The organism is Pelomonas dachongensis, from assembly GCF_043555865.1.
GTDB classification, from domain to species: Bacteria; Pseudomonadota; Gammaproteobacteria; order Burkholderiales; family Burkholderiaceae_C; genus Pelomonas; species Pelomonas dachongensis.
The window spans coordinates 1-22,098 of record NZ_JBIGHY010000014.1 but is presented as its reverse complement, the minus strand read 5'-3'; the positions used below and the strand labels follow the sequence as shown (position 1 = coordinate 22,098).

Here is a 22,098-nt window from a genome sequence, read left to right as displayed (position 1 = left end):
ATTCGGGCTTCTCAGTGAAGTCCGCCAGCCATACGGCCGACCTGGGCGCATGTCAAACCGACCGGCCGACTGCACACGCAGGGGCCGGCCTGACCCGCGTCAGACGGATCCGACCGGGTCTTGCAGACGCACGTGGCGCGCCGTGGAAGCGCTGTTCGCGCTGGGTCGGCACCACAGGCTGTAGCCTGCGCTCAGGCCGGCTTGGACATCGTCTTGAAGATGTACGGCAGCGCCTCGCGCAGCACCGGTTGCCAGACGGGCCAGTCATGCTCTCCATCGAGGATGCGCAACTCGGCCTTGATAGGCGCCACACGCGATACGCGGTTGAACAGCAGGTGGGCCTCCATGTCAATGTCGTTCATCGCTTCTGCGGCGTTCGGTTCCTTGTACTCGTCGTCGCCGGCCGCGATAAACATGCGCAGTTGAAGGTTCTTGGCGGCAAAGCCGGGGAGCAGTGCTGGATAGGTCTTGCTACGGTAGATCTCATCCACGAACAGCGCGTCGCCACTGCCAAAGGCACCGAACTCCCGCGTGCTCGAGCCTGCAGGAGGCAGCGGCGTGTACACGGCGGGGCTCATGACGATGGTGGCGCTGAACTGCTCCGGGTAGGCGAGTGCGAAGCGCAGCGCGCCGTACGCACCCATGGAGTAGCCGGCAAGCGCACGCGCATCGCGCTGCGGCAGCGTGCGGTAGTGTGCGTCCACATAGGGCACCAGTTCGGTCATGAACGCCGTCTCCACCTTTGCGCCGGGCAGGCGGCTATTGGTGTAGGCGGAGTCCACGTAGTAGCCGCCTCGGTTGCTGGACGGCGCGTCCGGCATCACACCGATGAACGGGGGGATGTGGCCAGCGGCGATGAGTTCGTCGAACATGGCCTGGTTGCGGCCCCACGCGGACAGCGTGTCGCCCCGACCGTGAAGCATGTAGAGGACCGGATAGCGCAGGCCCGACGTCGCGTAGTTGGGCGGCAGATAGATCTTCACCCAGCTCTCGTCGTTGAGCGCTGACGAGCGGTAGTTGATCTCGGTGATGGAACTGGGCGAGATCGCTGTCGGTGGCGGTGGAGCCGTGGTGGGTGGCGGGGAAGGAACGGGTGCAACCACGCCCAGCGTGTCTTCGCCGCCGCCGCAAGCGGCGACACCAAAGCTGCCAAGGCCCGCAAGCACGAGGCCGCGGCGGTTCAACAGGGCCGAAGGGAACGGGGCGGTCCTCGGGACGGCTGCGATCTCGGGTCTGGGGGCCGGGATGGGGCAGCCGAGTTCATCGATGGGGGTGGTCATGCTCGTCTCCTGTTCTTGTGAGCGACGAGTTTGCGGGGCGTGACGAGGACGATGAAGTAGTGCAGCGTACGTTCTGATGACAGTTTTAGTTTTGTTCCGGTTCGCGCCTGCGACTGACCAGCTCGGGATTTTGGGTCAGGAATTCCAGGACAGGCGGGCGTCCATGATGGGGCGGATGACAGCGATTCTTGCCAATGTGACCGGTCGGAGAGTCGCCGTGATCGCAGAACCATGCCGTGCCTGATCGCTGAGTTGTTCGCCATCCAGTCGCTGATGCCACCCTGCCTGACCGAGGCGAAGTCCTTGACTGAATCTAGAGACCGAAATCCCCGGCAGTACGCCAAGGCGGTGGTGCATGTCGGAAGAATGCAGCTTTCTACGTTCTTGGTGGTATGGGCGGGTAAGTCGCGCTTGTGCGCGCCCTCGAGTTGGTGGCCTGGTCCATCCCACGTTGGGAGGGTGATGGTCCCGCCCAGTCTGGTTTCGGCCAAGAGCCGAAGCTGAGCGGCAGCCTGGGCAATAGAACTTGTCAGTGTTGTTGATTGGTTAGTTCTTTGTAGAACTTTGGAACCCATGCGGTTGGGTCGCCACTCAGGATGGCGGCTTGCGCATTGCGGCCGCTCACCCTTTGCACTGAGGAGATAGCCATGGTTACTCAGCTGATGACAATGCCCAAGGACGTCCTGCTCGTGATCCTGGACAAGATGGACCTTACGGATTTGTGGAGTGCGTCCCAATCGTCGAAGAAGCTGCAGGCCTTTGCCAGCACTGTCTGGGCCAAGGGAGGGAAAGACATCGACGTGCTCACCAAGCGTGTGCGCGAGCTCAGCGACAAGATTGACCGCGGTGGGAAGCGCGTTGCCACAGGCAGGCTGAACATGCAGGCGCTGGCCAAGCGCGCGCCGAACTTCGAGCCTGCGGATCTCACGAATGCAGCGACAAAGATCGACAAGGCCGTTCTGACGACAACAAAGGAGATGCAGCTCTTCACTGCATGGCTTGGTCAGATGCAGACTCAGGCAGCAAAGCTGAGAAAGTCCGCGGCAGCATTGGATGCTGGTCCCCGCAAAGAGTTGATCAAGCAAGTGGATGCTCTTGATGGCGAGATGAAATCCCTGATTTCAACGTGCGGAACCTGTAGTGCGGATGCCATGCAGATTCGGGAGACGCTGGTCAAGCTTGTAAAAGGCAATGGAAAGACGCTGACCGGTTGACTTGAATCGACGCCGGTGGGCAGGCTGCCGCGTTGCGTCTGCTGAGCTTGCCTTTTTCGCATCCTGCTCTGTTGCTGTCGCGTCTGCTTTCGCTGGTGGCCGCCATCAGGGCGCGTCGAACTGCGCTGCTTGCGTTTCTCGCCAATCGTTTGGTTTCAGGCTTTGGACGGGCGGTTGATCATCGGCAGCCATTCGATGGAAGTCCGGCGCACAAGCTCCTCGTAGCTGATCGGCTTGCCTGGACGCTCATCATCCTGGTTTGCTTGCCAATGCGCCCAGGTCTGCCCGGTGTGTGCATCGTGAACGAGCTTGAACAGGTGGGTTGGCACGCCCACGCGGCTGGCGCCGATCCGCTCGCCCTTCGCACTGAAGACGGCGCCGGTGACCACAAACACGTCGCCCTTTGCGCGCTGGACGTACTTGCGTGTGTCCTGCTCGATCTTTGACCAGGCGCCGGAGTTATGCCGGATGGATTGCGGGACCATGTTGGCCAAGGAGAAGGACTGGGCCATGGCCGCTTCCGTGGCCATGTCACCGGAAGGCGCCAGGTGCCCGCGGGAATAGCCTGAACGCTTGTAGTCCTCGAGCGTTGCGCGTTCTGCGAGCGGCAGGCGAGCGTCCGTAAAGAAGCGATCCGACCTCTGACGCTTGCGACCGCTCAGGGATTGCCGGTTCAGTCGCTGTGCCGCATAGACCGGCGTCCTGGTCTCACCGCTGTGCAGCACGGCAAAGGACTCGAAGCAAAGCTCGCGCAGCTTGGGTCGGCTGGCAACTGCTGGCGGCTTCTGCCCGAGGAAGAAGCCCGGGCACTGGGCAAATGAGGTGGGCAGTCCGGCGACTTCAGAGGGGTCAGCACCGGCCAGAGCTGGCAACGCGATGGTCAGGGACGCAAGAAGGCGGAGGCAGTTGGAGAGGGTGAACACGGCAAAAGGATGGGAAGTCTCAACGGGCGCACATCGAACAGTCGCGTAGTTTCCCAGTACGACGCTCAGCGGCTCGTGGAAGGTCGAGCGGCGGAGCCCTTGACACCGCGCCCGCGGATGCACTTATTGATTCGGGCCAGGAACGTCGCGCCCTCGTACAACTGCGCCTATTTCCAGGGGCATCGTCCTTGTCACGGATGGCGCCTAGGGCTCGCTTACTGAGCTGGCGTATAAAAAACTCTTCAGAATCCGAATTCCGTACAATTTTCTTAGTCCGTCGAAGAGGAATACTTATGGTTCGGAGAGTTGGATACGATTTTCTCGCGACCGCTCTCGACAGCGGAGCATTCCCAACAGGGCGTCCCGCCCAGACGGGGCCAGTCACACGCGTGACCGAGCGCGCGGATGTCCTCCTCGTGCCTCCAGCCGTTGCTCCTGACGGCGACGATCCTCTGACGCACCTCTTGTTTGCATTGAAGCACGAGGGCATGAATCTGCAGGCTGCCATCCTGGCTTTGAAAAAGATTCCCGCACAGTCGGTGGCTCAGGCCTTCCAGAGATCGCCCAGCAGCGGTTACGCCCGAATAGCCTGCTACCTCTGGGAGATCGCCAACGGTCAGCGGCTGGAAGACTTGCCACCAGCTGTCGGTGCCTACGAAAAGCTCTTCGACGAGGCCAGCTTCGTTACAGATCGGACGCAGCGCGACTCACGCTGGCGAGTCGACTTCAATGGCATCGGGTCGCCTTCGTACTGCATCTCCGTTCGCCGCACGCCGGCCTTGGTTGCAATGCTCGAAGCCGACGTCCTTGGTCAGGTCGAGGAGTTCGTCTCAAGTATCGACAAGGGAATATTGGATCGGGCTGTCCGCGGGGCGTACTTGAGTGAGACGGACAACAGCTATGCCATCGAGCGCGAGAAGCCATCCGCCTCGAAGGCTGAGGCCTTCGCGAACTTGCTGTCGAGGGCGCATGATGCTGAATCGATCAGCGAGAGCTACTTGGTGGCGTTGCAGAATCTGGCCGTCAGCAACCCGCTGGATCAGGCCGACGGGTTTCGGGGAGAACAGAACCGCCTGCGCAATGAAATGCGAGGGGCCCTCGGCGTCACATATCTGCCCCCACCTCCGGAACTGGTGCAGTCGGTAATGGACGCCGTGATGGCGCTCTGCAACGACCGAGAGAGCAAGATTGATGCGCTCGTAAGAGGGAGTCTCGCAAGCTTTGCTTTCGTCTTTGCCCATCCCTTCATGGATGGAAACGGCCGACTCTCACGTTTTCTGTTCCACAAGGTGGCTTGCGCAGATCCACGGTTGGCGAATGGCCTGGTGCTGCCGGTTTCCATGGCCATGAAACGCAACGAGCGGGACTACCTCGCGGCGTTGCAGTCGTTCTCGAAACCCTCGCGCGCGTTCTGGGACGTCACTTTCATCTCAGACGACCAGATCTATGAGGACTTCCGTGGGCAGCCAGAGATCTATCGCTATTGGGACGCGACAGCCTGCGTAGAGTTTGGTCTTCGCATGGCTGATGAAGCGCTGCAGCGGGATCTTCGTCAAGAGATGGATTTCCTGCGCCGATTCGACGTGGTTTATCAGGCCATCAATGACGCCGTCGACATGAACAACAACGACTTGGTGCTCGTAGCCAGGACGATCGCTGAAAAGGGCGACCTGTCCAACAACCGCACCAAGCAACTGATTGCCAAGGGACACGATCCGGCGCTTGTTCGTGCTGCCATCGATGCTGCCCTGGAGGCACTTGCGGACATGGACGAAAAAGGGGACGGCTGAGACCCTGGATTCGACAGGAACACCAAGTCCGCCAACAAACCAAACAACGAGTGGCCTACCTGCGGCAGCATGGCCGATCTGGCCGCGACCAATCAGGCTTTGCCGCTACACAAGGCCCGAATCCGGGGCGCGGGGTAGGCGCTTGGCCCTGTTGGAAGGTCTCAGAAGTGCTGGAGGAGTCAGAGCGACTGACCTCAGCTTTGAGGATGCGGTGTTGAGCCTCGTCCATGACAGTCGGCCGCGGCTTCAATCCGTCAACCCTGGTCCAACCACCATTGGCAGCTCGTCATGCCCAACGCCTCTGAACTCTCCTTGCTCGCCGACTTGCTCTACCCGATCCAGGTGGACAGGGGAAACCCTCCGGCCAGTCCGACGAATGCGGAGTACGAGTGGCACCTGATTGCCGAAGGTGATTCGTGGTTCTCCATCGGCGGAATCCCGTCCACGAACGTGCTGTCAGATCTGCGGCTTCCGCGATGGACGCAGGTGTTCAATGTTGCCCATCCGGGCGACACGATCAAGAACATGTCGAGCATCGTGACCAACCCCGATTTCAAGAAGTACGTCGCCAAGAGGAACTTCGACTATCCGTTTCACGGCCTGTTGCTGAGTGCGGGCGGCAACGACCTGATCGACCACGCAGGCAGATTGATCATTCCGAGAAAGAAGGGCAGCCCTGCGACGGCTCCATCGAGCTATGTCGACCTGAACGCCCTGAAGAACCTGCTCGACACGATCGTGACACAGATCGGTTTGGTTCATCAGCTCTGGAATTCCAGGACGAGCCTCAGTGCCGGGCGTCCGATCTTCATGCACACCTATGACTACCCGACGCCCCGCAATGCGCCTGCGCTGTTCCTGGGCGCTGCCAAGCTGACCGACCCGTGGATCTACAAGGCGTTCTCCGGCATGAAGTTGCCCATCGAGTTGCAGCAGCGCATCACGGATTTCCTCTTCGATGCGCTGGCCGATACGCTGCTTAAGCTGGACAGCAGCTCGGGGGACGGCAGCGCGCTGACCAATATGCATGTGGTCAACACCCGCAACAGCCTGGTTCGTGCGAATCCGACGGAGGTCGGCAACAGCAACGATTGGCTCAATGAGATCCATCCCAATGCTGGCGGCTACCGCAAGATCGCAGCGCGCCTAGCGGACCGAGTCGCACAGGTACTGTCCGCTGGAAGGCCAACGTGACTAGCCGTCGGTGGCAAGCCTGCCTGGGTGCCTTCGCCGCAGCGCTGCTGTCGGGTTGCTGCGTCCCGAAGAAGGTGGATGTGGCATTGCAGGACGAAGCGATCAGGTCACTTTCCCGTTGTGACAGCGGGTGGGTTCTGGGACCTGGCGAAGCCTGCCGATTCCTCGTGAATGCAGGCACCGTTTCTACGTCACTGCCGCTCAAGATGGAGGCCGGGGTCAGCTACCGCATCGAGGTCCCAGCGAACCAATCGTGGACGGACTGGTTCGTGCCGGCAGACCCGCTGCAGGGTGATGACGGCAACTGGCTGATCAACTTGGTCGACGGCAAACGACGATTGCCGACCCAGCCCTGGTTTGTCCTGGGCGTGGCGGAGCGGCGATGCAAAGGCGACGAGGACTGTGCAGAGACGAGCGCGCGGCCCGTCGGGACGGACATGCTCATCACCGCACCTGTCGACGCTGAACTGGTTTTCTTTGCCAACGACGTTCCGTGCGCCTACTGGAACAACTGCGGCTACGTGTGGGTCAAGGTGCAGCGTCAGCAAGCGGTTGGAAACTCGTCTGGGAAGGCCGGCGATACGGCCACGGAGATCGTGCACCCGCTCTTGCCGTCCTCAACGAACACGGGTCGACGGTCGTTGAGCTGACAGTCTGCTGCGAATCACCGGACGCGGGCCGATGCCCCAATGTTGGGGCTCGTCCAGCTTCTGGACTGCTTTGTACGCCGATGTGTGGCGAGCGTCGTGGACGGCATGCTCGCCTCACATGGACCACGTGCGCCCGGTCGTTCTTTCCGACGCTGCTACATCGTTGGACGCCTTCAGTGCTTCCGCACTGACCTGCCCCCAGAACCCGTACCAGTCGATTCGAGGATCCGCTGTGCGTATTCGACTGATCGCGGACACGCCTTCCAGGCTGATCGCGGACGGTGTTCCAGGCGATCGCGGACACCTTGAGTGGGGTGCCTGAGTGACGGACAGGGCGGTAGGTCACGCGCCCGTCTGCTCGGCGGGAGGCCGCCGCAGGCCTGGAAATCGTGGCCTGCGATGCGCTGATCGGACGCGATGGCTCCTCACGAACAGGTCACAACCCCATCGTCCGTCGTGCACGGGGGCTGCAGACCTGTCCTCGCCCGAGGCTAAGATGCGAGCCTGTGCGGGCGTCGTATAACGGTCATTACTCCAGTTTCCCAAACTGGTAACGAGGGTTCGACTCCCTTCGCCCGCTCCAGGTGACAAGACAAAGCCCGAAGTGGCCATTTCCCTTGCGGAGCGGGGCAGCGCGCGGCTTCAGCCTTCCAGCCAGCTCACGCGGCCGCGTCCGGCGGCTTTGGCCAGGTACAGGGCCTTGTCGGCCATCTCCACGAGATCCTTTCCCTGGTGGCCCGCAGCGACACCCAGGCTGATGGTGACCGCGCCCTCAGTCGCCGGGTGCGGCAATGCCAGCGCCCGCACGCGGTCTTCCATCAGCTGCGCCACGCCGATGGCGCCGGCCAAGTCGGTGTCGGGCAGCAGGCAGACAAACTCCTCGCCGCCGTAGCGGGCCAACAGATCCGTGGGACGGCGCAGGCAGGCGCGCAGCGCGGCGGCGATGCGGCGCAGGCAGTCGTCACCGGCGAGATGGCCCAGCGCGTCGTTGTAGCGTTTGAAGTGGTCCACGTCGGCAAGGATGACCGACAGGTGCGCGCGCGTGCGCTGGGCGCGGCTCGCCTCCGCCGAGAAGCGTTCGTCGAAGTGGCGGCGGTTGTGCACGCCGGTCAGGCCGTCGACGAAGGCGAGTTCGCGCAGCAGGTCGGCCTGGGCCTTCAGCGTCAGCTGGGTGCGCACGCGCGCCCGCACCACGGTGGCGTTGAAGGGCTTGGTGATGAAGTCGGCCGCGCCGGCGTCCAGTGCGCGGGTTTCGTCGTCGGGGTGGTTGTGCGCCGTGACGAAGATGATGGGAATGCTGCGCAGCAGCGGGTCGGCCTTCAGCTCGGCACACAACTCGTGGCCGTCCATGCCGGGCATCTGCACGTCCAGCAGCACGACATCTGGCTGGCGCTCGCGGCACAGCTGCAGCGCGCGCGGCCCGTCGGTGGCCATCAGCACCTGGCAGTCCGCCGCGAAGACGCGGTGCAGCGCCTGGATGTTGACGGGCTGGTCATCGACCAGCAGCAGCCGCGGCCGGCGGCCGGGGGCGGCGAGTCCGGGCATCAGCGGCGCATGCCCGGGCTGCGAGATCTGCATCATGCGTGGGTCTCCAGCGTGGCACGCGCCCGCTCGCAAAGCGCTATCGCGGTGCCGAAGTCGAGCGAGCCGATGGCCGCCTCCAGCGCGGCGGCGGTGGAGGCGTCCAGTGCGCGCTGCAGCTGGGGGTGCAATGCGGCGTGCACATCCAGTGCCTCCAGGTCGGATCCGGCCAGCAGCGTCGCGAGGGTTTCCAGCCCTGTGGCCAGCGTGTCGGCGACGACTGGCGCCGTGGCGGACGATGTGGCGGGTGGCATGGCGGGCGGTGATGGGCGGTGCAGCAGACGGCCGGCCAGGCGGTCCAGGGCGTCGAGGTCGGCATCGCGGCGTTGCACGAAGCGCTGGCGCCAGTCGGCGTCAGGCACCTCGCTGTGCTCGCCCTCGGCAGCCAAGGCGGCGAGTTCCTCGGCGCCCAGCATCGCGGCCAGGCCGCGGAAGCCGTGCAGGCCACGCGCGGCCGCGGGGCCGCCTTGCTGCAGCGCCACGGTCAGCTGGCGGTCTTGTTCGTGCAACGCGGCCAGCGTGCGCTCGAACAACTCCACGCGGCCGGACATGCGGGCCAGCGCCTCGGCCAGCGCGATGCCCGCGCGACCGGCATCGTCCAGCAGCGCCGGGGGCAGGTCAGGTGCGTGTCCGCAGCGACTGACAGGGGCGGTTGGCAACGCGGCGCCGCAGCGACGCCGCAGCATGGCGACGACGCTGTCCGGGTCGAAGGGCTTGACGATGTGCTCGTCCATGCCAGCCTCCAGGCAGGCGTCGCGCTCGGTGGCCAGCGCGCCGGCGGTCATCGCGACGACGGGCAGCGCCAGGCCCAGCTGGCGGCGGATCAGCCGCGTGGCGGTGATGCCGTCCATGAGGGGCATCTGCACGTCCATCAGCACGGCGTCGAAACCGGGGCGTCCGCGTGTCTGCGCCAGCTGCGTCAGCGCCTGCTGGCCGTCGCCTGCCAGCGTGACGCGTGCGCCCTCCAGTTCCAGCAGCTCGCGGGTGACCTGTTGGCTGCAGGGGTCATCCTCCACCACCAGCAGGCGCAGGCCCGCGAGGCGCCGTGGCGCGGGCTCGGCGCGCAGGTCATCGCCGCTGCGCTGCTGCCGCGCGGCGGTGACGGCGTGGCTCAGCACCGTCGCCGTGACCGGCTTGACGATATAGCCGTCCAGCAGCGCCTGCTCGGCGGCGCTGCGCTGCGACAGGCGCTCGCGGTCATGGCTGGTCACCATCAGGATCAGCGGCGCCGGCCCCAGGCACTGGCGCAGGCGCACGGCGGTCTGCCAGCCGTCCAGGCCGGGCATGCGCCAGTCCAGCAGCACGAGGTCCGGCGTGGCCTGCTGGGCCAGTTGCAGGGCTTCGACGCCGCTGGCGGCCAGCCGCACCTGCCAGCCCAGCGTCTCGCCGAGCGCGCCGATGACACGGCGTGCCTCGGCATGGTCATCGACGATCAGCGCCTGCAGCCCCTGGCTCGGCAGCATTGGCACCGTCGCGGCGGGCAGCGCGAAGCTCAGCGTGAAGCTGAAACAGCTGCCGTGACCGGGTGTGCTGTCGACGTGGATGTCGCCCCCCATCAGCCGCACCAGCCGGCGGCTGATGGCCAGCCCGAGGCCGGTGCCGCCGAAGCGCCGCGTGGTGGAGGCCTCGGCCTGGGTGAAGCCGGTGAAGATGCGCTCCAGCTGGTCGGGCGCGATGCCGATGCCGGTGTCGCGCACCGAGAAGTCGAGCGTGACTTGCGTGGCCGTCTGGGCCACCCGCCGGATGCCCAGCACCACGTCGCCGGCCGCGGTGAACTTGACCGCGTTGCCGGCCAGATTGACCAGCACCTGCTGCAGCCGCAGTGCATCGGCGATCACCACGCGCGGCAGTGCGGGGTCGACGTCGAACAGCAGTTCGATATCACGCCTGTCGATGTTCGCGACCAGGATGACGGCCAAGTTGCGCAGCAACTCCTCCGGCCGCATCGGATGCGGGTCCAGTTGGAGATGGCCGGCATCGATCTTCGAGAAATCCAGGATGTCGTTGAGCAGGCCCAGCAGGCCGCGGGCGGCGCCCTCGCTCTTGACGGCGTAGTCGCGCTGCTGCGGGTCCAGCGTTGTCTTCTGCAGCAGGCGCAGCATGCCCAGCACCGCGTTCATCGGCGTGCGGATCTCGTGGCTCATGTTGGCCAGGAAGCGGGTCTTGGCCTGCGAGGCGCGCTCGGCAGCCAGGCGCGCCTGCGCCTGCGGCGTGAGGTCCAGGCAGGTCAGCACCCAGCCTCCATCGGGCAGCGGCGCGGTGCGGGCCTCGATGAGACGGTCGCCAGTGCGGTAAGTTTCAAGCCGGCTGGCACGCCGGTCGCTCCCCAGCGCCAGTGCAGCGTCGACGGCGGCGCGGGCGGCGTCGCCCTGGCCGTAGTCGCCGCGGGCCGCGAAGAATGCGATCAGGTCGTCAAAGCGCAGTGGCGGCTCTTCGAACAGCGAGGCCGGCACATTCAGCAGGCGTTCGAATTCGGCGTTATGGACGAGCAGGCGGCGCTCGGCATCGAACACCGCCAGACCACAGGGCAGGTGGGCCAACACCTCCCGGATCAGCGGGCTGGCAGCTGGCGTGTGACGGTGCCCCGTCGCCGCGCTCTCCTGATCATCTCTGGACCACATCGCGCCCCCGCACCGCTGGCGTCCGGCCTGCGGTGCCGGACGCGCCGAGTCTAGGGCGACCGCCTCATCCGGCCAAGATGGGTCGCTGCAAGCAGGGACGGGTTTGCCCTGGTCATTCGCGGACGATGCGGCCCGGGGCGACCTGTTCGACGGCCTGCGGGTTCGACTTCAGCAGCTCCACGAGCGTGTCGATGTCGGCACCCAGCACGGCGCGGTCGCGGCCGTGCTTGAAGCCGGTCTGGTCGTCGCCACCCTCCGCCACGAAGCTGTTCACCACGATGCGGTAGTCGCGCGTGCGCTCCAGCGGCTTGCCATCGACGAGGATCTCGCCCAGCTGTGGCGTGCCGTTCACGCTGCGCCAGCGGTAGCGCAGCGTCGACGAGGGCTGCAGCAGGCGCGGCTGAGCGTCGCCCTTGGGCAGCGCGCGATGCAGGATGTCCCACAGCTGCTGGCCGGTCAGCGTCAGCGCGACGATCTCGTTGCCAAAGGGCAGGACGGCCAGCACATCGCTCATGGTGGTGGGCTTACCGGGCGTCACGACCAGGTCGGCGCGGATGCCGCCCGGGTTCATGAAGGCGATGTCGGCGGGGCCTTGCTTGCGGGCGAAGGCAAGCTGGCCATCGGCGATCAGGTTGCCCAGCGGGGAGTCGCCGTTCGGCTCCTTGGGGATGCGCACGGCGCCGCGTGGCAACGTGGCGACCGGCTTCATGCGGGCGGCCTCGGTCAGGGCGGCGGCCTGCGCCACCAGCGCAGCCAGTGCGGGATTGGGCGCGTAGACCGACTGCAGCACCGGGTGATTGACTGCCTGGGCCTCGAGCACGCGGCCGCTGGCGTCCAGCTTCAGGCGGCTCTCGGTGATCCAGCCGCCGTAGCTGCCGGCCTGAACGACCAACCGCCCGTTGATCTTGCAGGTATAGGCCTGATGCGTGTGGCCGCCAATGATGATGGCGTAGGCCGGGTCCAGGCGCTTGGCGATGTCCAGCACGCGGCCGGTCAGCGTGGGGCAGGCGTAGCTCGGGTCATTGGCGCTGCCATTTTTGCCCTGCACGCCGCCCTCGTGCATCACCGCCACCAGCACCTGCGCGCCCTCGGCCTTCAGCTGCGGTACCAGCGCATTCAAGGTGTCGACCTCATCGGCGAATCGGATGCCCTTGACCGCCTTGGCCATGATGACTTGCGGGGTGTCCTTGGTGGCAACGCCGGCGATGGCGACCTTCAGCGTGCCGGCCTGCTGGATGCTGTGGGTGGGCAGCAGCGGCTTGCCCGTCGCGGCGTCCAGCACGTTGGCGCCCAGGAACGGGAAGCCGGGCCCCTTGTAGCCGGGCCACAGACAGCCGCCGGGCGCGCATTCGCCACGCGTCTGGCGCAGCAGTTCGGGCAGGCCGGCATCCAGCTCGTGGTTGCCCAAGGCACTGGCAGCGATGCCCAGCTGGCCCATCGCGGCCAGTGTGGGCTCGTCGCGCAACAGGTTGGAGATTTGCGGCGAGGCGCCAATCAGGTCGCCGCCGGCGACGATGACGGCGTCGGGATTCTTGGCCCTGAGCTGCGCCATGGCCGTGGCCAGGTGCGCCACGCCGCCGGCGGCTTGCGGCTTGATCTGGCCGGTGGCCGGGTCGGGCAACCGGGGCATCAGCGGCGTCGGCTGGGCCGGCTGGATGTTGCCGTGGAAGTCGTTGATGGACAGCAGCGTCAGCTCGGTGCTGCGAGGCGGTTGCGGCGTGGAGCAACCAGCCAGCAGGGCAGCCGCCATGGCGGCGGCTGTGAAGAAGCGCAGGAAGTGGGGGGTGACCATTGGCGTCGCGGCGTGGATGGGGCGCCGATATTAGGAGTGGGCGTGTTGTAGAAGTTTGTCGCGAAACTGCGACATATCGGCATATTTTTACAAAGAAGTCCAAATGCACTTTGTTGGTGCATTTGACGCCGTTTCTGGGGGCATCCGCTGCGCCGGACGACCGGCTAATCGTTGTTCGTGACAGGCCTGTGACGCACTGGGGCAGTGCCTGACGCGGGTGGCGATGTGTCTCAAAGAGGCCACTTCTGACTTACCCGTAAAGTTCTGTCACAGAAAGTCATGACAATTCCGTCACCGTAGCGGCCCAGCCCTTTTCGAGGGGCGCTGGCGACGCGACGACCGAAACGCAGCGGCGGGCGCCGTGTGACGTTTCCGTGACGAATTTCGACATCAGCCGCGCGTCGTTTCGCGCGCAAAACAGGAGTGATTGGGATGAGCAACAGGTTTGGGTCCGCGTTCCCGTTGTCGGCGCTGTGCGCCGCCGTCGCCATCGTGGCCGCCGCGCCGGCGATGGCACAGAACACCACGGCCGCCATCGGCGGCCGCGTGACGGCTCCCGGTGGCGCACCGGTGTCCGGCGCCACGGTGACCATCGTTCACCGCGAATCGGGTTCGTCCAACACCCTCGTCACCGATGCCGATGGCCGCTACACCGCGCGTGGTCTGCGTGTTGGCGGCCCCTACACCATCACGGCGACCAAGGGCGCTGACAAGGACGTTCGCGAAGATGTCTACCTGACGTTGGCTGAAACCACCAACCTCGACGTCACACTGGGCGCCAACCAACTGGCCACGGTGGTCGTGTCCGGTTCCTCCACCGCCAACGCCAAGTTCGCCAGTTCCACCATGGGTGCGGGCACGAACCTGAGCCGCGCTGACATGGACAACTTCGCGTCCATCAGCCGCAGCCTGGCCGACTATGCCCGGACCGATCCCCGCCTGTCTCAGACCGACAAGGAACGTGGCGACATCTCCGCTGCCGGCCAGAACGCCCGCTTCAACTCCGTCACCATCGACGGCGTGCGCATCAACGACACGTTTGGCCTGGAATCCAACGGCCTGCCGATGCTGAAGCAGCCGATCTCGATCGACGCTATCCAGGCGGTGCAGGTCAACATCTCCAACTACGACGTGACCCAACAGGGTTACACCGGCGCCAACATCAATGCCGTGACCAAGTCGGGCACGAACCAGTTCAAGGGCAGCGTCTACTACGTCTACCGCGACACCAGCTTGGCAGGTGACCGCTATAACCGTCAGGCGGGCACCTATTTCACGTCGCCGAGCTTCAAGGAAGACTTGAAGGGCTTCACGCTGGGCGGCCCCATCATCAAGGACAAGCTGTTTTTCTTTGCCAGCTACGAAGAACTGAAAAGCAGCCGCAACGCCCCGAGTTTCGGGCCTGTTGGCAGCCCGCAGGCCAATGTGGGCATCACCAACGAGCAGATCGCGGCAGCGCAGGCGGTGGCCAACGACACCTACAAGATCGACATCGGCAGCTTGGCCATCCCCACGGGCGTGCAACTCGTGGCCAAGGACACGCTGCTGAAGCTGGACTGGAACATCTCCGAGAGCCACAAGGCGAACCTGCGCTACACCAAGTCCGAGGAAAGCAACCCGATCTTCCCCGGCTTTGCGAACAATACGCTGACCATGTCCTCGCACTGGTACAACCAGGACAAGGTGCTCGAAACGGTCGTGGGTCAGCTGTTCTCGGATTGGACAGACAGCTTCTCCACCGAGCTGAAGATATCTCAGCGTGACTACACCAGCTCGCCCAAGAACAACAGCGACCTGCCGCAGATCAGCCTGATCTGGACAACGCAGGCGCCCGCTGGAACGGCGACCGGCAATCGCACGCTGCGATTCGGCACGGAGTCCAGCCGCCACTTCAACAGCCTGGAGACCAAGACGCTGGATGCCTACTTCGCAGGCAACCTGCTGCTGGACAACCACGAGATCAAGGCCGGTGCGGACCTGCAGAAGAACGAGATCTTCAACGCCTTCCTGCAGAACACCAAGGGCACCTACACCTTCAGCGGGACCGACCCTGTCGCGCTGTGGCGCGAGAATCGGGTGACCAGCTACACGGTGCAGCTGCCGCTGGCCGGCAACACGCTGACCGATGGCGCGGCCAACTGGACGCTGAACAACGTCGGCGTGTTCTTGCAGGACACGTGGACCGTCAACCGCCGCCTGACGCTGACCGGCGGCATCCGTGTCGACATGCTCAGCACCAGCGACCGTCCCAAGGCCAACACCGCGGCTTCCTCGGTGTTCGGCTACGACAACACCGCCACGCTGGACGGCGACAAGCTGGTGCAGCCGCGCTTTGGTTTCAACTACGCGCTGGACCCGGTGGACAAGCGCAAGTCGCAGATCCGTGGCGGCTTCGGTCTGTTCATGGGCTCTGCAGCCTCCGTCTGGCTGACGAATCCCTACCAGAACACGGGCGTGACGACCGCCAACTTCACCTGCAGTGGCACCAGCTCGCCCACTTGCACGCAGGCCAGTGTGTTGTTCAACCCGAATCCCAACGCCCAGCCTTCGCTGAGCGGGCAGCCGCCGGCAGCCAACGTCGACTTCATCGCCCCGGGCGTCAGCCAGCCGTCGGTCTGGAAGATGAACCTTGCCTGGGACGGCGAGCTGCCGTGGTACGGCCTGGTCGCGAGCGCCGAGTTCCTGCACACCAAGGTCGACCAGGGTCTGTACTACAAGCACCTGAACCTGGGCGCACCGACCGGTACGTCTCCGGTGGACGGGCGTGAGATGTTCTACAACGCCCGTGGCCGCGACCCGCTGTGTTTCGCTGGTGGCAACGACAGTAATCCGACCGGCTGCCTGAGCAGCCGCGCCAACCAGAACCGCAGCTACAACACGGTCACGGTCGTTGAGAGCACGAAGAAGGGCAGCGGCAATGCGTTGACGCTGTCGCTGAACTCGCCCACACGCGGCGGCTTCGGCTGGGGCGTGGCGTACACCCGCACCTCTGCCACTGAAGTCAGCCCACTGACGTCCTCCACGTCGAACTCGAACTGGCTGAACCGTTCGATCTTCAACCCCAACGAGGAAGTGGCCGCCAATTCGGCGTCGCTGATCCGCAACCGCTTCAACGCGCAAGCCAACTGGTCCAAGGCGTTCTTCGGCAAGTACAAGACCAGCTTCGGCGTGGTCTATGAAGGCCGTGATGGTCGCCCGTACAGCTGGGTGTTTGCCAACGACATGAACGGTGACGGCGTGTCCGGCAACGACCTGCTGTACATCCCGAAGGGCCCGGGCTCGGGTGAGGTGCTGTTCCGCCTGCCCAACACCGGCTCCACCATCACCAGTGCTGCCGCGCTGAGCGCATTCCAGCAAAGCACCGCCGGCGAGGCGGAGGCCAAGTTCTGGGCCTTCGTGGACAGCCAGCCGGCGCTGCGCAACGCCAAGGGCGGTGTGGTGGGGCGCAACTCGGCCTATTCCAAGTTCACGAACAGCTTCGACGTTCGCGTCAGCCAGGAAGTGCCCGGCTTCTTCAACAACCACAAGGGCGTGTTGACGCTGGACATCCTGAACTTCGGCAACCTGGTCAATAAGCGTTGGGGCCGTATCGACGAAGCGCCGTTCGGTGCCGGCAACAGCCGCACCTTCGTGCGTTACGCCGGTGTCGACCCGACCACCGGCAAGATGATCTATTCGGTCAACGACCCGCAGGACTTCATCAACAAGCAGACCCGTGGTGAATCGTCGTGGGCCATGCAGCTCACCGCCAAGTACGAGTTCTGACATCGAGCAAGAAATGTCCGGGCCGCCTCATCGGCCCGGACAATGCAGAGGGGGCCCCACAAGGGCCCCCTTTTTTGCCTGCGTGCCAGGCTACTTCTGGATGTCGCCCAGGCAGAGGTACTTGACCTCTATGTAGTCGTCCATGCCCTGGCGCCCGCCCTCGCGGCCCAGGCCCGACTGCTTGACGCCACCGAACGGCACCTCGGCGGTCGAGATCAGCCCGGTGTTGACGCCCACCATGCCGTACTCCAGCGCTTCGCCGACGCGGAAGATGCGGCCGATGTCGCGGCTGTAGAAGTAGCTGGCCAGGCCGAACTCGGTCGAGTTGGCCAGGCGGATGGCGTCGTCCTCGGTCTGGAACCTGAATACCGGCGCGACCGGGCCAAAGGTCTCCTCGCGCGAGCACAACATCTCCGACGTTGCGTCCGCCAGCAGCGTGGGCTCGAAGAAGTGGCCCGCCGCGCCCTCGACCCGCTTGCCGCCGGTCAGCACCTTGGCGCCCAGCGCGATGGCGTCGGCCACGTGCGTCTCGACCTTCTCCAGCGCCGCCGCGTCGATCAGCGGGCCGACGTGGATGCCAGCCTCGAAGCCGTTGCCGGTCTTCAAGACAGCGACCTTGGCCGCGAACTTCTCCAGGAAGGCGTCGTACACGCCGGCCTGCACGTAGATGCGGTTGGCGCAGACGCAGGTCTGGCCCGCGTTGCGGTACTTGCTGGCGATGGCGCCGTCCACGGCCGAATCCAGGTCGGCGTCGTCGAACACGATGAAGGGTGCGTTGCCGCCCAGCTCCAGGCTGAGCTTTTTGATCGTCGGCGCGCACTGGCGCATCAGGATGCGGCCCACCTCGGTGGAGCCGGTGAACGACAGATGGCGCACCACGTCACTCTCGCACAGCACCTGGCCGATCTCGATGGACTGCTGCGAGTCTGCTGTCAGCACGTTCAGCACGCCGGACGGCATACCGGCGCGCTGCGCCAACTCGGCCACGGCCAGCGCCGTCAGCGGCGTGGCCTCAGCCGGCTTGATGATGACGGTGCAACCCGCGGCGAGTGCCGGCGCGACCTTGCGCGTGATCATCGCCAGCGGGAAGTTCCACGGCGTGATGGCCGCGCACACGCCGATGGCCTGCTTGATGACCAGGTAACGCTTGGTCGGGTCGGTGGTCGGGATGGTCTCGCCGTAGACGCGCTTGGCTTCTTCCGCAAACCAGTCCAGGAAGCTGGCGCCGTAGACCACCTCGCCGCGCGCCTCGGCCAGCGGCTTGCCCTGCTCGGCAGTCATCAGCCGGGCGAGGTCGTCAGCATGCTTGACCAGCAGCTGCTGCCAGCGCACCAGCACGGCCGCGCGCTCCTTGGCGGGCTTGCCTCGCCACGCGTTCAGCGCGTTGGCGGCGGCGGCGATGGCCGTGCCGGCCTCGGTGCGACCCAGGTTGGGCACCTGGCCCAGCTCGCGGCCGGTGGCCGGGTCGGTCACAGCGAAGCTGGTGGCGCCATTGACCCATTCGCCGTTGATCAGCGCCTGGCTGCGCAGCAGGCTGGCGTCGTCGAGCGCGCCGAGCGGGGAATTCGCATCCATCGGGGTTCTCCAGTCGTGTTGGCGATCACTCTACCCGGGGCAGACAAAGGCCTCTCTCTACAATCGCCCCTCTTTGTCACCGACCTTTTCCAGGAAGCCCCGGAATGAAAGCCGCCGAGATCCGCCAGACGTTCCTGAAGTTCTTCGAGTCGAAAGGACACCAGATCGTCGCGTCCAGCCCCGTCGTGCCGGGCGACGACCCGACGCTGCTGTTCACCAACGCGGGCATGAACCAGTTCAAGGACGTGTTCCTGGGCTTCGACAAGCGCGCCTACACGCGGGCCACCACCAGCCAGAAGTGCATCCGCGCCGGCGGCAAGCACAACGACCTGGACAACGTCGGCTACACCGCGCGCCACCACACCTTCTTCGAGATGCTGGGCAACTTCAGCTTCGGCGACTACTTCAAGAAGGATGCGATCAGCTACGCCTGGGAGCTGCTGACGGTCAACTTCGGCCTGCCCGCCGAGAAGCTGTGGGTCACCGTCTATTCCGAAGACGACGAGGCCTACGAGATCTGGAACAAGACGGTTGGCGTGCCCGCCGAGCGCATCGTGCGCATCGGCGACAACAAGGGCGCGCGCTACATGTCCGACAACTTCTGGATGATGGGCGACACGGGCCCTTGCGGCCCTTGCACCGAGATTTTCTACGACCACGGCCCCGACGTGGCCGGCGGCCCGCCGGGCTCTGCCGAGCAGGACGGCGACCGCTACATCGAGATCTGGAACAACGTCTTCATGCAGTTCAACCGGACTGAAGACGGCGTCATGCACAAGTTGCCCAAGCCGTCGGTGGACACCGGCATGGGCCTGGAGCGGCTGGCCGCGGTGCTTCAGCACGTGCACAGCAACTACGAGATTGACCTGTTCGTCGCGCTGCTGGCGGCGGCCAAGTCCGCGGTGGACGCGGCCGGCGGCGGCAACTGCGATGCCGAGAGCCCGTCGCTGAAGGTCATCGCCGACCACATCCGCGCGTGCTCGTTCACGGTCGTCGACGGCGTCATCCCCGGCAACGCCGGCCGCGGCTACGTGCTGCGCCGCATCGCCCGCCGCGCCATCCGCCACGGCTACAAGCTGGGCGCGCGCACGCCGTTCTTCCACAAGCTGGTGGCCGCGCTGACCGCCGAGATGGGCGATGCCTACCCCGAGCTGCGCCAGGCCGAGAAGCGCGTGACCGATGTGCTGAAGCAGGAAGAGGAGCGCTTCTTCCAGACCATCGCCACCGGTATGGAAATCCTCGAAGCCGCGCTGGCCAAGGGCGGCAACGTCGACGGCGACACCGCCTTCAAGCTGCACGACACCTACGGCTTCCCGGTCGACCTGACCGCCGACGTCTGCCGCGAGCGCGGTGTGACGGTGGACGAGGCGCGCTTCGACGAACTGCTGGAAGAGCAGAAGAACCGCGCCCGCGCCGCCGGCAAGTTCAAGATGGCACAAGGCCTGGCCTACAGCGGCGCGCCGACCGCGTTCCACGGTTACGACGGCCTGCTCGTCGAGACTGCCACCGTCACGGCGATCTACGTCGATGGCGCGCAGGTTGACGCAGCGAACGCCGGCGACGACGCCGTCATCGTGCTGGACCACACGCCCTTCTACGCCGAGAGCGGCGGCCAGGTCGGTGATGCCGGTGAACTGCGCAACGGCACGACCCGCGTGGTCGTCGCCGACACGCTGAAGATCCAGGCCGACGTGTTCGGGCACCACGGCCAGGTCGTGGAAGGCGCGGTCAAGGTCGGCGACGTGTTCACCGCCCGCGTGGACGCCGAGCGCCGCGCCAAGACCGTGCGCAACCACAGCGCCACCCACCTGATGCACAAGGCGCTGCGCGAAGTGCTGGGCGCGCACGTGCAGCAAAAGGGCTCGCTCGTGAATGCCGAGCGCACCCGCTTTGACTTCGCGCACAACGCGCCGATGACGGCCGAGGAGATTCGTGAGGTCGAGGCGCTCGTCAATGCCGAGATCCTGGGCAACGCCGGCGCCGAAGCCAAGGTGATGGCGTTGGACGACGCGCAGAAGTCGGGCGCCATGATGCTGTTCGGCGAGAAGTACGGCGAGACCGTGCGCGTGCTGAGCATCGGCTCGTCCAAGGAGCTGTGCGGTGGCACGCACGTGAAGGCGACCGGCGACATCGGCCTTTTCAAGATCGTGGCCGAGTCGGGCGTTGCGGCCGGCATCCGCCGCGTTGAGGCCGTCACAGGCGACAACGCGCTGACGTACCTGCAGTCGCTGGAGACCACGGTGCAGGGCGCGGCGATGACGCTGAAGACCACGCCGCACGAGCTGGGCGCGCGCCTTCATGCGGTGCTGGAGCAGGTGCGCCAGCTGGAGAAGGAACTGACGGCCGCCAAGAGCAAGCTGGCGTCTGCCCAGGGCGACGAGCTGTTGTCTCAGGCTGTCGACGTCAAGGGCCTGAAGGTGTTGGCTGCCAAGCTCGAAGGCGCCGACGCCAAGACGCTGCGCGAGACCATGGACAAGCTGAAGGACAAGCTCAAGACCGCTGCCATCGTGCTGGCCGCCGTGGACGGCGACAAGGTGCAGATCGCGGCCGGCGTGACCGCCGACAGCATTGGCAAGGTCAAGGCCGGCGAACTGGTCAACTTCGTCGCCCAGCAGGTGGGTGGCAAGGGCGGCGGCAAGCCCGACATGGCGATGGCTGGCGGCACGCAGCCGGCGGGTGTGCCGGCCGCGCTGCAGAGCGTCGCAGCCTGGGTCGCCGAGCGCGTCTGACCCTGTACTGCGTACGCCGCCCGGCGCACGCCACTGCCGTCAGGTCGTCGAAGGTGTTGCACCAGAGCCCGTCGTTCAGCGGCGGGCGGATCCCTCGCTCGATCGGTAGTGTTCAGGGGCCCTCCGCCGCCTTGACGAGGGCCAGCACGTCTTTGAAGCGCTCCTGCCGGCAGTGCTGCGTAAGCGGCGAGCGGCCTCATGTTGATCTGCTGAGCCGTGCCTAGGATGCTCGTATCCATCAACGACTGAACTGACCCCGAAAAGTTGGACTCAATCGAGAAACCAACCTGAACAAATACTCAGAGCAGCAAAAATTGGATGCTGTCGAGACCTACCGCTCCGGCGAGCTGGGCCTTCGAAAGACAGCGGAACTCCACGGTGTAAACGTGGCTTCACTCCGCGCATGGGTCGCCGGCTTCGAGGCGATGGGATTGGCTGGAGTTCTGCGAAAGCGAAGACAGTCCTACGACCTAAAATTCAAGATCGAGGTGCTTCAGCGAATTGAAGCCGAGAATCTCTCTCATCGGCAGGCTGGAGCGCTGTTCAACATTCGCAACTTCTCCCGAATTGCCGAGTGGGAGCGAGACTGTCAAAAGGACGGAGTTGCGGGTCTGATGCACCGGAGACTCCAAGGGAATGGACTACGCAATTCTGGCGGCGCTGTCTTCGAAGGCCGCGCACCATATACAGCGCGCACGAGCCCGGAGTGGCGATCTGGCCGGAGAAGCGCGAAGCGCAGCCGATCAGGACCGGCCAGTGCGCCTAGCAGGCCGTTTCCGCGTAGCGGCAAGGGATAGGACTGCGCATTCAAGGACTTGTACTTGCCTCGGTGGATGAGCTCCACCGGGGTGATGTCCGCATCGACACCGCGGTAGCCCAGGTCGACGACGGCTACCTTGGGCTTGACGCCGAGATCCTGCATCAAGGTGCTCGTCTGCTCGAGCTGGGCGCTGAGTGTGTGGCCATCGAACGGGTTGCCGGGGA

The 22,098-nt window shown here is 65.1% G+C and carries 13 protein-coding genes, 1 tRNA gene and 1 pseudogene; 8 read left to right on the top strand and 7 right to left on the bottom strand.

Going from position 1 to position 22,098, the window contains the following annotated elements; all coding sequences use genetic code 11:
* Positions 1 to 191 precede the first annotated feature (191 nt).
* Positions 192 to 1,280 (bottom strand): alpha/beta hydrolase, encoded by a 1,089-nt coding sequence (locus tag ACG02S_RS24005; protein WP_394473028.1) that lies wholly within the window; start codon positions 1,278 to 1,280, stop codon positions 192 to 194.
* A gap of 647 nt (positions 1,281 to 1,927) precedes the next feature.
* On the opposite strand from ACG02S_RS24005, the gene ACG02S_RS24000 reads away from it, so the two are divergent.
* Positions 1,928 to 2,494 (top strand): F-box protein, encoded by a 567-nt coding sequence (locus ACG02S_RS24000; RefSeq protein ID WP_394473027.1) that lies wholly within the window; start codon positions 1,928 to 1,930, stop codon positions 2,492 to 2,494.
* A gap of 155 nt (positions 2,495 to 2,649) precedes the next feature.
* Here ACG02S_RS24000 and ACG02S_RS23995 read toward each other — a convergent pair whose 3' ends face one another.
* Positions 2,650 to 3,417, bottom strand: a complete 768-nt coding sequence (locus tag ACG02S_RS23995; RefSeq protein WP_394473026.1) for a DNA/RNA non-specific endonuclease — start codon at positions 3,415 to 3,417, stop codon at positions 2,650 to 2,652.
* Positions 3,418 to 3,806: 389 nt separating this feature from the next.
* On the opposite strand from ACG02S_RS23995, the gene ACG02S_RS23990 reads away from it, so the two are divergent.
* From ACG02S_RS23990 to ACG02S_RS23975, 4 genes are all read left to right on the top strand, one after another.
* A complete protein-coding gene (locus ACG02S_RS23990) occupies positions 3,807 to 5,207 on the top strand; it encodes a Fic family protein (protein ID WP_394473025.1) in 1,401 nt (466 codons plus the stop codon).
* 288 nt (positions 5,208 to 5,495) lie between these two features.
* Complete coding sequence (locus ACG02S_RS23985) at positions 5,496 to 6,401, top strand: hypothetical protein (protein WP_394473024.1); 906 nt, start codon at positions 5,496 to 5,498, stop codon at positions 6,399 to 6,401.
* An 80-nt stretch (positions 6,402 to 6,481) separates the two neighbouring features.
* Positions 6,482 to 7,051 (top strand): hypothetical protein, encoded by a 570-nt coding sequence (locus ACG02S_RS23980; RefSeq protein ID WP_394473023.1) that lies wholly within the window; start codon positions 6,482 to 6,484, stop codon positions 7,049 to 7,051.
* Positions 7,052 to 7,559: 508 nt separating this feature from the next.
* Positions 7,560 to 7,634 (top strand) — tRNA-Gly (locus ACG02S_RS23975).
* Positions 7,635 to 7,693: 59 nt separating this feature from the next.
* Here ACG02S_RS23975 and ACG02S_RS23970 read toward each other — a convergent pair.
* The 3 genes from ACG02S_RS23970 to ACG02S_RS23960 all read right to left on the bottom strand — a co-directional run bounded on the left by ACG02S_RS23970 (position 7,694) and on the right by ACG02S_RS23960 (position 13,045).
* A complete protein-coding gene (locus ACG02S_RS23970; RefSeq protein WP_394473022.1) occupies positions 7,694 to 8,632 on the bottom strand; it encodes a diguanylate cyclase in 939 nt (312 codons plus the stop codon).
* Positions 8,629 to 11,172: a response regulator gene (locus tag ACG02S_RS23965; RefSeq protein ID WP_394473021.1), complete on the bottom strand. Its 2,544-nt coding sequence runs from the start codon at positions 11,170 to 11,172 to the stop codon at positions 8,629 to 8,631. The genes ACG02S_RS23970 and ACG02S_RS23965 overlap by 4 nt, the downstream gene beginning before the upstream one ends.
* A 193-nt stretch (positions 11,173 to 11,365) precedes the next feature.
* The gene (locus tag ACG02S_RS23960) at positions 11,366 to 13,045 is read right to left on the bottom strand and encodes a bifunctional metallophosphatase/5'-nucleotidase (RefSeq protein WP_394473020.1); all 1,680 of its coding nucleotides are present in this window, start codon (positions 13,043 to 13,045) and stop codon (positions 11,366 to 11,368) included.
* 432 nt (positions 13,046 to 13,477) lie between these two features.
* Here ACG02S_RS23960 and ACG02S_RS23955 point away from each other — a divergent pair, with 432 nt between their 5' ends.
* Positions 13,478 to 16,810, top strand: coding sequence for a TonB-dependent receptor (locus ACG02S_RS23955; protein WP_394473019.1), 3,333 nt, complete (start codon positions 13,478 to 13,480; stop codon positions 16,808 to 16,810).
* Positions 16,811 to 16,900: 90 nt separating this feature from the next.
* Here the strand turns inward: ACG02S_RS23955 and ACG02S_RS23950 are convergent, their stop codons facing one another.
* On the bottom strand, positions 16,901 to 18,385 hold the full coding sequence (locus ACG02S_RS23950; RefSeq protein ID WP_394473018.1) for an NAD-dependent succinate-semialdehyde dehydrogenase: 1,485 nt from the start codon (positions 18,383 to 18,385) through the stop codon (positions 16,901 to 16,903).
* 104 nt (positions 18,386 to 18,489) lie between these two features.
* Between ACG02S_RS23950 and alaS the strand changes: the two genes are divergently transcribed.
* Complete coding sequence (alaS, locus tag ACG02S_RS23945) at positions 18,490 to 21,114, top strand: alanine--tRNA ligase (RefSeq protein ID WP_394473017.1); 2,625 nt, start codon at positions 18,490 to 18,492, stop codon at positions 21,112 to 21,114.
* Positions 21,115 to 21,401: 287 nt separating this feature from the next.
* A complete protein-coding gene (locus ACG02S_RS23940; RefSeq protein WP_394473070.1) occupies positions 21,402 to 21,911 on the top strand; it encodes a transposase in 510 nt (169 codons plus the stop codon).
* 11 nt (positions 21,912 to 21,922) lie between these two features.
* On the opposite strand, the pseudogene ACG02S_RS23935 reads toward ACG02S_RS23940, so the two are convergent.
* Positions 21,923 to 22,098, bottom strand: a pseudogene (locus ACG02S_RS23935) (IS5/IS1182 family transposase); the annotation flags it as partial.